The organism is Micromonospora arida (genome assembly GCF_003857035.1).
GTDB classification, from domain to species: domain Bacteria; phylum Actinomycetota; class Actinomycetes; order Mycobacteriales; family Micromonosporaceae; genus Micromonospora; species Micromonospora arida.
Genome location: NZ_QGSY01000205.1, coordinates 1 through 11,154 on the forward strand (window position 1 = coordinate 1; position 11,154 = coordinate 11,154).

12 protein-coding genes are annotated in these 11,154 nt (G+C 71.1%); 1 reads left to right on the top strand and 11 read right to left on the bottom strand.

Features of this window, described 5'->3' with window-relative positions; translation table 11 throughout:
- Window positions 1–134 precede the first annotated feature (134 nt).
- The 3 genes from DLJ58_RS19630 to DLJ58_RS19640 all read right to left on the bottom strand — a co-directional run bounded on the left by DLJ58_RS19630 (window position 135) and on the right by DLJ58_RS19640 (window position 1,965).
- A complete protein-coding gene (locus DLJ58_RS19630; protein WP_124858482.1) occupies window positions 135–524 on the bottom strand; it encodes an ACT domain-containing protein in 390 nt (129 codons plus the stop codon).
- 75 nt (window positions 525–599) lie between these two features.
- Window positions 600–1,058: a hypothetical protein gene (locus DLJ58_RS19635; RefSeq protein WP_124858484.1), complete on the bottom strand. Its 459-nt coding sequence runs from the start codon at window positions 1,056–1,058 to the stop codon at window positions 600–602.
- A 169-nt stretch (window positions 1,059–1,227) separates the two neighbouring features.
- Window positions 1,228–1,965, bottom strand: coding sequence for a hypothetical protein (locus DLJ58_RS19640; protein ID WP_124858486.1), 738 nt, complete (start codon window positions 1,963–1,965; stop codon window positions 1,228–1,230).
- 163 nt (window positions 1,966–2,128) lie between these two features.
- On the opposite strand from DLJ58_RS19640, the gene DLJ58_RS19645 reads away from it, so the two are divergent.
- A complete protein-coding gene (locus tag DLJ58_RS19645; protein WP_124858488.1) occupies window positions 2,129–3,346 on the top strand; it encodes an arginine deiminase in 1,218 nt (405 codons plus the stop codon).
- Between the two features lie 73 nt (window positions 3,347–3,419).
- Here the strand turns inward: DLJ58_RS19645 and DLJ58_RS19650 are convergent, their stop codons facing one another.
- The 8 genes from DLJ58_RS19650 to DLJ58_RS19685 form a co-directional block, all read right to left on the bottom strand.
- Window positions 3,420–4,307, bottom strand: a complete 888-nt coding sequence (locus DLJ58_RS19650) for a DUF5926 family protein (RefSeq protein WP_091396786.1) — start codon at window positions 4,305–4,307, stop codon at window positions 3,420–3,422.
- Between the two features lie 59 nt (window positions 4,308–4,366).
- On the bottom strand, window positions 4,367–4,786 hold the full coding sequence (locus tag DLJ58_RS19655) for an ATP-binding protein (protein WP_244219041.1): 420 nt from the start codon (window positions 4,784–4,786) through the stop codon (window positions 4,367–4,369).
- A 61-nt stretch (window positions 4,787–4,847) separates the two neighbouring features.
- Window positions 4,848–6,302 (bottom strand): PAS domain-containing sensor histidine kinase, encoded by a 1,455-nt coding sequence (locus DLJ58_RS19660; RefSeq protein ID WP_124858492.1) that lies wholly within the window; start codon window positions 6,300–6,302, stop codon window positions 4,848–4,850.
- A 54-nt stretch (window positions 6,303–6,356) separates the two neighbouring features.
- Window positions 6,357–7,145, bottom strand: coding sequence for a glycerophosphodiester phosphodiesterase (locus DLJ58_RS19665; RefSeq protein ID WP_124858494.1), 789 nt, complete (start codon window positions 7,143–7,145; stop codon window positions 6,357–6,359).
- A 10-nt stretch (window positions 7,146–7,155) separates the two neighbouring features.
- Window positions 7,156–7,491 carry a rhodanese-like domain-containing protein gene (locus DLJ58_RS19670; protein ID WP_030487745.1) on the bottom strand — a complete coding sequence of 112 codons (336 nt, stop codon included), beginning with the start codon at window positions 7,489–7,491 and terminating at the stop codon, window positions 7,156–7,158.
- A gap of 58 nt (window positions 7,492–7,549) precedes the next feature.
- Entirely contained in the window at window positions 7,550–8,467 is a 918-nt protein-coding gene (locus tag DLJ58_RS19675) for an LCP family protein (protein ID WP_244219040.1), read from the bottom strand.
- A gap of 220 nt (window positions 8,468–8,687) precedes the next feature.
- A complete protein-coding gene (locus tag DLJ58_RS19680; RefSeq protein WP_244219042.1) occupies window positions 8,688–9,719 on the bottom strand; it encodes an LCP family protein in 1,032 nt (343 codons plus the stop codon).
- A 399-nt stretch (window positions 9,720–10,118) separates the two neighbouring features.
- On the bottom strand, window positions 10,119–11,154 hold a 1,036-nt coding region (locus DLJ58_RS19685), incomplete at its 5' end, for an LCP family protein (RefSeq protein WP_148097998.1).

Consider the following 11,154-nt stretch of genomic DNA (forward strand, 5'->3'; position numbering starts at 1 on the left):
ATCGTCGACCGCGCTGAGGGGTACGCGGGCGGGGGTGGGGTGAACGGCACGGGCCGATCCTCGGGACATCGGAGAATTCGTCGCGGCCGGGGTGGCCGAGCCCATCGTAGGGTGAGCGGCCGGTCGGGTGAAGGTCAGCCGGTGACGCGGTGCCCGGCGCGCTGGAGCGCGGCCGTGCCCTCGGTCAGCCGGACGGTCGGCACCAGCAGATAGTCGGTGTCGAACGTCGAGAACGTGACGACACTGACCCGTGCCTCAGCGAGCGGGTCGACCAGCGCGGCCAGGCTGTCGGTGCCGGCCAGCGCCACCGGGGCGGTGACCCGTAGGCAGCGCCAGGTCGTCTCCACCACGGCCTGTGCCGGCGCCCGGTCGGTCGGGCAGATCACCGAGATCCCGTCGGAGGTCCAGCTCACCGTCACCACGTCGGCGCCGCGCAGCCCACTCGACAGCGCGTACGGCAGGGTGGTGCCGGCGGCCAGCCGGCACACGGCGTATTCCCCCGGCAGTAGAGCGATATCGAGCATGAGGGCACCCTACGGCCTTCGTGCGGACCCACCCCGGCAACGCCGCGTGCGGCGAAGGACACACCGCGCCGCAGGTCAGACCTCGGAGAAGAAGGTGAGTGAGCCGGCGACGGTGCCGTCGGTGAGCACCGGGGTGGAGATCGCGTCAACTGTCGCGTCGGAGCTGTTCGCCGAGGCGGCCTGCACCCTGAGTAGCCCACGGGCGAGTCGGCCGGAGGAGAGCGCCAGCAGTGGCGGAATCTTGTCGATCTCGGCTTCGGTCAGCTCGCACCGGTTGGCGGTGAAGTCGAGCAGGCGCAGCCCGCCATCGAGCAACGGTCGCCCGATCAGCCCGGCCGGCTCACCGAGACAGAGCAGCTCGCAACCGGCCGTGGAGATCGCCACCACCCGGGTGTCGGCGTCGATCAGCAGGCACGGCTCGTCGGCGCGGGAGACTGTCGACGACCATTGGCCGACGTTGTCGGACTCCGGCTCTGTCGAGGCCCGCGCCGCCGGCACGAACGCTTCCGAGAGCGAAAGTTCGACGTGGGCCACCGCGCCTCCTATGTGCACCGATCGACTGTCCACGCTAGCGGGTCGCCGACGGAATCACCGAGCGCACCGGGTCACCGGGGCGCGCAGCGTGAACCGAGGCGACCGGTGACGGCGCGGAGACCGGTGAGGGGAACGGGGGGACCGGAGCCGCGTGGCGTCGCCGGTGACGTTACCGGCGGTGGGCCGGCTTGTCAGCGGCCGTTCGGCCCTCGTCGTACCACCGGTAGTCGGCGGTTGGACGGTACGTGCCGTTCAGCCAGGTGCCCGGGTGCTGGGCGACCCGGGAAAGCTTCTCGGCGGTCGCGGGGCTGATCCGGCTGCCGCCGGCCACGAGCAACCGGTCCAGTTCCCGGTGGGTGGCCATCAGACAGTCCTTCGGAAGACCGTAGACGCTGATCACGCCAGAGCCGACGAAGGTCAGCACCGGCGTCACCGGAACGGGCAGCCCCACCGCCTCGGAGAGCGCCTTGCTGGCCCGCTTCGCGTCCCGGCGGGACTCGGCCACGTACGGGGGCCGCTTGCCGTTGATCTGCACCACGTCTCCGGCGACGAGCACCCTGGCTCGGCCGTGGTCGGCGATGGTCACGGCGAAGAGGCCACTCGGCCCGATGGCGAGGAACCCGGCTCGCTCGTCCTGACCGCGGTCGAGGACGTCTGTCACGTCGGTGCGCGGCCACTCGATCACGTGCCAGGAAGGCCCGAGGTGGTCGAGTTGGCCCAGCGCCCGTGCCCCGGCCGCCTCCAGGCGGCGTGCACCCCGCTCGGCCCGACGGCGGCGGGCCCATTCGAGGGGTGTCGGACGGACCGGTTCGAGAACCCCCGGCGCCTCGACGCGGGGGTGTGGCACCGCGACGGGCGGCAGTGCCCGAGCGGACGGTACGGCTCGTCGTGCGGGAAAGACAGTCATCGCGACCTCCGGCAAAAGGTCCCTCGAAGTTATGTCCTCACTACCCTACGTTGCCACTACCGGTGTTCGGCAAGCCGGAGCGCCGGAGTGACTGTGGATGAATGCCATATTCATCCACAGTTCTTTTCTCGGATGCCGCTAAACCCTGCCCTACGCTGCGGGAGTGACCCACTACGTCGACAGTGAAGTCGGGCGGCTCGGCACCGTACTGCTGCACCGGCCCGGCCCCGAACTGGCCCGGCTCACCCCGCGCAACAACGACTCGCTCCTGTTCGACGCGATCCCCTGGGTGGGGCGCGCCCAGGAGGAGCACGACGCGTTCGCCGCCGCCCTGCGCGAGCGCGACGTCGAGGTGCTCTACCTGGCTACCCTGCTGGCCGAGACGCTGGCCGTCGCGGACGCCCGGGCCGAACTCACCGAGCAGGTGCTGCGCTCCCGGCGGCTCGGCGACACGCTGCGCGCCCGCGTCGCCGACCACCTCTCCTACCTGGACCCGGCGGCGCTGGCCGACGTGCTCACCGCCGGGCTGGCCCACGAGGAGTTGCGGATCAGCTCCGAGCGACCGGGTGGACTGGTCTACACGCTGATGGACCGACACGACTTCGTCATCGACCCGTTGCCCAACCTGCTCTTCACCCGCGACTCGTCGCTGTGGATCGGCGACCGGGTCGGTGTCACCAGCCTGGCCATGCCGGCCCGCCGCCGCGAGACCACCCTGACCGACGCCATCTACCGCCACCACCCCCGGTTCGCCGGCACCGAATTCGTCTACCGACCACACCTGGAGCATCTGGAGGGTGGGGACGTGCTGTTGCTCGCACCCGGGGTGCTGGCGGTCGGGGTGGGCGAGCGGACGACGCCAGCGGGTGCCGAACGCCTCGGGCGGCAGGTCTTCGCCGCCGGCCTGGCCCACACCATCCTGGTGGTGCCGATCGCCCAGAAGCGCGCCACCATGCACCTGGACACGGTCTGCACGATGGTCGACGTGGACGCCGTCCTGATGTACCCCAACATCGCGAGCACGCTGTCCGCGTACACGGTGATCGCCGGCGGGGACGGCGAGGACCCGCGGGTGGACGGTCCGGCGCCGTTCCTGCGGGCCGCCGCCGACGCGATGGACCTCGACCTGCTCCGGGTCATCGACACCGGGCTGGATCCGGTCACCGCGGAACGCGAGCAGTGGGACGACGGCAACAACACCCTCGCGCTGGCACCACGGCTCTGCGTCGGCTACGAACGCAACACGGAGACCAACGCGCAACTGGAGCGGGCCGGCATCGAGGTGATCCCGATCGCCGGCTCCGAGCTGGGCTCCGGTCGGGGCGGACCGCGCTGCATGTCCTGCCCGATCACCCGCGACCCGCTATCCGTCGCCGGCTGAGCACGCGACGACCACACCCGCCGCCCGGCTGAGCGCGACGACGTCCCCGGCTCAGCGGGACGACGGCCCCGGCTCAGCGCAGGGTGAGCTGGCGGCCGAGCAGCCCCTGACGGGCCCGACGGCCGGCGGCGTCGAGTGGGTCGGTGACGGTGAGCGCCTCGGCGTACCGCTTGGCGAACTGCGCCACCGGCTCCTCCCACTCGGCGGCCGGGGTCTCCTCCGGCAGGTCCCAGACCGGCACGAGTCGACCGTGCGCGCGGAACATGCCGGCGAACTTGGTCTGCTCGCCGAGCGTCAGCGTGCCGGCCGCGCCGAGTCGGGCCAGCGCGTCCAGGGCGGCGTCCTCGTCGTCCGGCAGCACCCAGCGCACGTGGGCCTTCTCCGGAACCTGACACCAGTACGCGGCCTTCGCCGCGGTCAGCCGGACCGTCGGGTAGATGGCCGCGTTCGCCCGCTCCAGCGACGCCTGGACGGTCGGGTCGTCGGCGGCCCCGGGGTCGAGCCAGAAGTCGAAACCGTCGTGCATGGTGATGTCCAGCGGACCGTCCACGAGGATGTCCTGCAGCCGGGGCCCGGGGCCGGGCAGTGGCGGCACGGCCACCTGGCCACCCGGCTCGGTACGCAGCGCGCTGAGCAACGCGTCGGCCAGATCCCGCGACACGTCACCGGACTGCTGGTGGCGCTGGAGACCGATCAGCACCCGGCCGTCCGGCTTGGTGATCGCCGGGGCGGCCATGGGCAGCACCGTGGCGAGCGTCGCCGTCCGATCGCCGAATTCCTCGACCAGGGCGGGCGCCAGCCGCAGCGGGGCGGAGGCGGCGGGCACCAGTTCGCGAAGCGCAATCCACTCGGACTCGTCGACCAGCCCGTCGAACGGACGCGGCACGAAGACGTCCCGCACCTTGTCGCGACGGGGGGTGGTGTCGGCGGCGGCGCGCTGGCTCTTTCGACGCTTACTCACGGCGTCACAGCCTAGAGCCCCGAGCCGCTCGCCGTGACCGGGACCCGCCCGAGCCGTCCTCAGCCCGCAGGCACCAGGTCGGGTCGGGGTGTCGGCACCGGGTCGAACTCCGCCCAGACGCGCTGGCCCATGCCGTCCTGCTCGACGCCCCAGCGGGTGGCCAGGCCGGCCACGATGTGCAGCCCGCGCCCGTCCGCCGCGTCCGGGCTGGCCGTCCGGAGCCGTGGCCCGGTGCTCGCGCTGCCGCCGTCGGTGACCCGCAGCTGGATCAGTGCGCCCTCGGCCGAGGGCCGTAGCTGCCAGGCAACCCGGATCACGCCGCCGGGCAGCGGCCTGGCGTGGCGCACCGCGTTGCCCACCAGCTCCGCGAGCACCGCGATCAGGTCCGCGAGGAGCGTCGGGGGTACGACGTCCGTCAGCTCGGCGGCGAGCCGGTGTCGGGCCAGCCGTGCCCCGCCCGGGTGGTGGGGAACCACCACGCACCAGGCTCGATCCCTCGCTGCCGCTGCCACCGTCGCCTCCACGTCGCGCCACCCCTGGTCAACCGCGTGGTAGCCGCACCTCTGCGACCGTACCGCCGCCGGTCCTCGGACGTAGGGATACCCATCCATTCTGCTGTTCAACGATCCGGCGGACGAGATAGAGGCCGAGCCCGGCCCCCGGGTAGCCGCGACGGTCGCCGGACTCGCCCTGCCAGAACCGGTCGAACGCCCGTTCCACGTGCTCGGGTCGGATGCCGATGCCCTGGTCGCTGACCCGGAACGCCACCAGATGACCGTCGCCCGAGGCGGTGATCTCGATGGGAGAACCAGGTGCCGAGTACTTACCGGCGTTGGTCGTCAACTCGGTCAGCACGGTGGACAGGCTGGGCCGGTGACCGAGCGCCTTGGGCAGATCGCTCGGGAGGCGGAGCACCAGACGGCGGCGCAGCTCCGCCGGCAGGTCGACGATGGCGGAGCGCAGCGCCTCGCCGAGGTCGAACGGGGTGGGAGGGTCGTCGCCCGGCCCCACCTCGGCCGCCGAGCTGAGCAGACGGTCGACCAGCCGGGCCAGCTCGTTGGCGCGTTGCCCGATAACCCGGGCCGCCTGCCGTCGGTCGACGTCGGTCAGTGAGTCCCAGTGGTCGGTGAGGGTGTCCGCGTACCCCTTGATGACGGTGACCGGGGTGCGCAGCTCGTGGCTGGTCACCGCGACGAACAGCTCGCGGTCGTGGTCGCGGCGCTGCTGGTCGGTGATGTCGCGGAAGGTGACCACCCGTAACGTTCCCGGGCCCGGCAGGTCGCCGGAGGTGATCCGCAGCCAGCGGCCGTCCGGCATCCGGTGGTCCCGAACCTGTCCGGAGGGCGGCAGCGGGAACGGCAACGGGCGGCTCAGCGCCTGCTCGACCGTCCGGCCGGTGACCTGGGCGGCGGCCGGGTTCCAGAGCCGGACGTGCCCGTCCCGGTCGACGACGGCCAGCCCGTCGGCGAGGGCCGCCACCACCGGGCCGTCGCCGTGCACCGGCAGGCCACTCTGGTCGCCGTACATGTGCCCGACGCAGGAGGCGAGATAGGCGATGACCCCCTGCTGCTCGGTGCCCGGCTCGTCGTCGCCCGGATAGAGCGCGTGCAGGCTGCCGACGGTGTGACCGCCGATCTCGGCCCGGGAGACGACCATCCGGCGCAGGCCGCTGCCGGCCAGTTCGCCGGCCAGCTTGCCGTTGAGGTCGCTCACCCGCACCTGGGTTACCCGTGGCCCGGAGAGCAGGCAGACGGTGTCCGGGTCGTCGACGGCCAGTGGTCGGCCGAGGGCCCACTCCGCCGCGCCGGTCGCGGCGATCACACGACCGCCGGTCGGACCGAACTCCACGAACGCCATCCCGGTCGCGCCGAGCGCCGGCTGGACCACCCGGAGCAGTTGGGTGAGGACCGGCAGACCCGCGTCCCCAGAGTTGATCATCTCGATCACGACGGTGTGGCCGGCGAGGAGAGCGGGGAAGTCGATACGCTCCGGCATGTGCCGAGTCTGCCCCGCCGACCCGGTTTTGGGCACCCCCGCCCGGTCGATGGGTCAGCGGTCCAGCCGGGCGAGGGCGTACGCGGGCCGGTCGGTGATGATCCCGTCCACCCCGGCGGCCAGCACCAGTTCCAGGTCGGTCGGTTCGTTGACCGTCCAGACGTACACCTGGTTGCCGGCCGCGCGCAGTGCGGGCAGCAACTGCGGGCGGGCCCGGACCAGGCCGATGCCCGGCCCGGCGATCCGGGTGCCGAACGGCAGCCGACCCAACCGCAGCCAGCGCGGCAGCACTTCCAGCAACAGCACGGTGGGCAGCGTCGGGGCCAGCTCGTGCACCCGACGGACCGCCAGCGGGGAGAACGACATGACGGTGACCTGCACCGGGTCGTCCGGCGCGGGGTCGGCGAGCCCGTACCGGCGCAGCAGGCCGACCAGTCGGCGTTCCACGTTCGAGCCGTAGCGGGACGGGTGCTTCGTCTCCACCAGCAGTCGGACCGGCCGCCCGGCGGCGAGCACCGCGTCCAGGAGCCGGGCCAGGGTCAGCAGCCGGGTGTGCGACTCGTCCGGTGGCAGGTCGCCGTCCGGCGCGCTGCCCGGGTGCCACGAGCCGAAGTCCAGGGCGTCGAGCTCGGCGAGCGTACGCGCGCTGACCAGACCGCGACCGTTGCTGGTGCGGTCAAGTCGTCGGTCGTGCACGCAGACCAGGTGCCCGTCCCGGGTCAGCCGGACGTCGCACTCCAGGCCGTCGGCGCCCTCGTCGAGGGCGCGCAGGTAGGCGGCGAGGGTGTGTTCGGGTAGGTCGAACGAGGCGCCGCGATGCGCGAAGACCAGTGGCCCGCCCATTCCGCCGGCCTCAGATGACCTGGCCGGGCTGCCCGTTCGCGTCGACCACCGGTCGGCCGACCGCAGCCCACTGGCGCATCCCGCCGTCGGCGTTGCGTACCTGCTCCCAACCGTTGTTGATCAGGTAGGCGACGACCTGGGCGGAACGCCCGCCGGAACGGCAGACGACCGCCACCTCCCGGTCGGTGGGCACCTCGGCCAGCCGGGCCGGCAGCTCCATCATCGGCAGGTGGTGGGCGGTGGGCGCGTGGCCGGCCGCCCACTCGTCGTCCTCCCGCACATCCAGCAGGTAGGTCTCGTCGGCGATCTCGGTCACGGGCACGGTGGGAACCTGGGGTCCGAACACAGGAAGCAACACTAGATCCTTGTGGCCCGGTTCGGCACCGACCGGGCCGTCGGCACCGTCACAACCGTGTCACCCAGCGCGGGTTGGCCTGCGCCCAGGCCGGCACCCGGGTGCCGCGAACCGCCTCGAAGAGCCCGTTGCCGCCGTTGTCCAGCACCACGTACGAGACCTCGTCGATGGTCTGCGGCGAGGAGGGCACCTGGACGCCGCGCATCCCGTCGGGCGGCAGCGCGCGCAGCGCGAGGAGCAGGTCCTCCAGGGGTACGCCGTTGGTGTCGACGGTCAACGAGCCGCCGACCGCCCGGAGCACCTGGTCCAGTTTGACGGGGTTGCTCCGCAGGTCCGCCCTGCCGGCGCTGTCCAGCATCGCCCGGAGCAACTGCTGCTGGTGGTGCTGCCGGTCGTAGTCACCGCCGGGCAGGTCGTAACGCTGTCGCACGTAGTCCAGCGCCTGCGCCCCGTCCATCTGGTGGCAGCCGGTGGTGAAGACCCGGTTGGTGTGGATCGAGCGGACCTCGGTGTCCACGCACATCTCCACCCCGCCGAGCAGGTCGATGACCTTCCGGAAGCCGGAGAAGTCGATCAGCGCGGCGCCGTCGAACTGGATTCCGGTGAGCCGGTGCAGGGTGGCGGAGAGCAGTTGGGCGCCGGCCTGCCCGCCACCGCCGTGCTCGTACGCTGCGTTGATCTTGTCTTGACCGCCGCCGAAGCCGTTCGCGGGCGGGATGGCGACCAGCAGGTCACGCGGGATGGAAACCAGGTACGCCTCCCGCTGTCCGGCGGGGACGTGCACGATGAGGATGGTGTCCGAGCGTTGGTCCGCGCCGCTGTCGCCCGGGCGCCGGTCGGAGCCGACCAGGAGATAGTTGAGCGGCCCGTCCAGGTCGGTGTGCTCGGTGCGGGCGTCGGCGTCGAGCAGTTGTTCCTTGGTCACCGTGCGGTCGTAGCGGTGGCTGAGCGTCTTGAGCCCGGCCACGGCGAGCCCCGCCAGCAGGACGAGAGCCAGGCCGATGCCGAGCAGGATCCGCGGCCAACGGGCGTCAGGCGACCGGGCGGACGGGGCCGCTTCGGCCCGGTCCGCTGCGTTCCGTCCCCACCTGGACGTGACCGCCTCCCCGCAGCCGATACGTGAAACCTGCTCACGTCAGGCTACGGGCGGTGACGGGGCCGTCGCTGGCTTTCCGCGACTCCCGGCCTCACTTGCGGGTGGAGATCACCTCGGGGTGGGTGAAGACGAACTCGGCGAGTTTGTCCTGCTTGACCGCCTGGAACATCGCCATCGTCTCTTCGCTCAAGCCCTCGGTGTTGTTGTCGTTGGCGTTGAAGGTGCCGTTGTTGGTCTTGAGCATGGTCAGCTCGTTGCCGGTGACCCCGCGCATGGTGAAGATGAAGTCCTCGATCGGCACGCCGCCGGTGTCCAGCACGAACGCCTTGCCCGCCGCCTTGATCAGGTTGTTCATCTTGGCCGGGTTGGACAACATCCCGCCCTCGGTGGCCTTCTTCGCCATCGCCTTGATCAGCTGCTGCTGGTTGGCCTGCCGGTCGTAGTCGCCGTTCTTGAGGGTCTTGCGCTGGCGGGAGTAGTCGAGCGCGGCCCAACCCTCCATCTCCTGGCAGCCCTTCTTGTGCACCACCGGGGTCCGCTCTTTGCCGGTCTTCTTGGCGTCCGCGTTCCACATCGGCTTGCCGTCGACGTACGACATGTGCAGCGACTTGACCTCCTGGCTGACACAGATCCGCACCGTGCCCAGGGTGTCGATGACGTTCTTGAAGCCACCGAAGTTGATGATCGCCGCGCCGTCGAAGCTGATCCCGGTGAGCCGCTTGATCGTCTGGGCCATCAGCTGGGCGCCACCCTCCCAGCCGCCACCGTTGGCGGCACCGGCCTGGAACGCGGCGTTGATCTTTCCGGAGCCGCCGCCGTAGCCGCTCTTCTTGAACGCCGGGATCTGCGCCTCGGTGTCCCGGGGGATCGAGATCAGGTACGCCTGGTCGTGCGTGGCCGGAATGTGCAGGACGATGATGCTGTCCGAACGGACGTCGTCGGCGGCCCAGCGCTCCCGCGCGTCCACACCGAGCAGCAGCATGTCGATCGGGCCGTCCAGGCTCGCACCGCCCTCGGCGTCGGACTTGCCGGCATCACCCAGCAGGTTGCCCTTCGCGATGCCGCCGGTCGCCTGCCCGATCAACGCCTTGCTGCCGACGATGGCCACCCCGCTGCTCAGCATCAGCACGGCACCGAAGACAACGGTCAGCCTGGCCCAGAGCGGGTCCTTGCGCTTGGCCCGCTTCTTCGACCCACCGCCACCCGGGCGGTCGCCGCCACCGCCGCCACCACCGCTACCCGGCGGACGCGAGCCCGGCCCGCCTCCCGAGGGGCGTGCCTGCGCGGGTATGGCCGCAGCGACTCGACCGCTGGGGGCGGCGGACCCGGAAGAAGAAGGGCGACGACTGGCCTGAACCGGCATGCGTGCTCCAGCTCGTGATCAGGAGGGGGCGGCACCACTGTACGTACATCAAATCGATCTGGCGAGTTCATCCCGGGTCAATCCGGACGTCGAATTTCGCAGACTCATTCGATCGTCGCTGTTCGATGACCCGAACGGCTGGTGTCAGTAGGGCCGCGGTCAGCCGCCGTCGTTGCTCTTCGGCGGGTTCGCCTTGACCCAGTCGGCCATCGTGTCCGCGGACATGGCCTGGTACATCGCGAGCGCCTTCTCCCGGTCCGACACCACCACCGACTCGCCGTTGATGGTGTCGCTGCCCGAGTTCGGGCTGGTCACAAAGGTGAGGTTCTGGCCGCGCAGGTTACGGAACTGCAGCGCCATGTCTGTAACCGAGAAAGTCTGGTCGACGGTTACGGCCGCGGTCACCGACTTGAGGAAATCGTTGAGCTTCTTCGGGTTCGCCAGCGTGCCGGTGCTGGCCGCCTTGTCCATCAGCGCCCGAAGGAACTCCTGCTGGTGCCGCATCCGGGCGAAGTCCCCGTCCGGGAACTGCTTGCGCTGCCGGATCCAGTCCAGCGCCTCCGCGCCGTCCATGTGGTTGGTGCCCTTGGTGAAGGTCCGGTACGGCTTGTGGATCGAGGTGATGGTGCGCTCCACCTTCAGGTCCACCCCGCCGAGGGCGTCGGTGACCTCCTTGAAACCGCCGAAGTCGATCGCCATCACGTGGTCGATCCGAACGTCGGTGAAGCACTCCACGGTGCGTACCGCCAGCGGCAGCCCACCGAACGCGAACGCTGCGTTGATCTTCGCTCGCGAACCGGAGCCGCAGTCCGCGCCGGCGCTCTCCGGGATCGGCACGTACAGGTCTCGGGGGATGGAGACCAGATAGGCCTCCTGGTGGTCGGCCGGAATGTGCATGATGATGATCGTGTCGGCGCGCCACTGACTCTTGCTGTCGACCGGCGCGTCCGGGTCCCGCGAGTCGCTGCCGACCAGCAGGATGTTCAGCGCGCCATCGACGGTCTTGGCGGGCCGACCACCGGTGATCTCCGCGAACGGGTCGGTGCGGGCCAGGTCACTGTTGAGGTTGCGGGCGTACAACCAGGCGCCGACGCTGCCGAGCAGCGCCAGCACCAGCACCGCGGCCCCGGCCACCAGGGCGATCCGACCCCAGCGCGGTCGCGGGCCGCGCCGCCCCGACCCGCCGGTGCCACCC

Excerpts from the sequence above, each read along its gene's own strand:
- DLJ58_RS19630 (WP_124858482.1), bottom strand. The coding sequence starts at position 524 with ATGCTCGATATCGCTCTACTGCCGGGGGAATACGCCGTGTGCCGGCTG.
- DLJ58_RS19640 (WP_124858486.1), bottom strand. The coding sequence starts at position 1,965 with ATGACTGTCTTTCCCGCACGACGAGCCGTACCGTCCGCTCGGGCACTG.
- DLJ58_RS19660 (WP_124858492.1), bottom strand. The coding sequence starts at position 6,302 with ATGCCGGAGCGTATCGACTTCCCCGCTCTCCTCGCCGGCCACACCGTC.
- DLJ58_RS19665 (WP_124858494.1), bottom strand. The coding sequence starts at position 7,145 with ATGGGCGGGCCACTGGTCTTCGCGCATCGCGGCGCCTCGTTCGACCTA.
- DLJ58_RS19680 (WP_244219042.1), bottom strand. The coding sequence starts at position 9,719 with ATGCTGAGCAGCGGGGTGGCCATCGTCGGCAGCAAGGCGTTGATCGGG.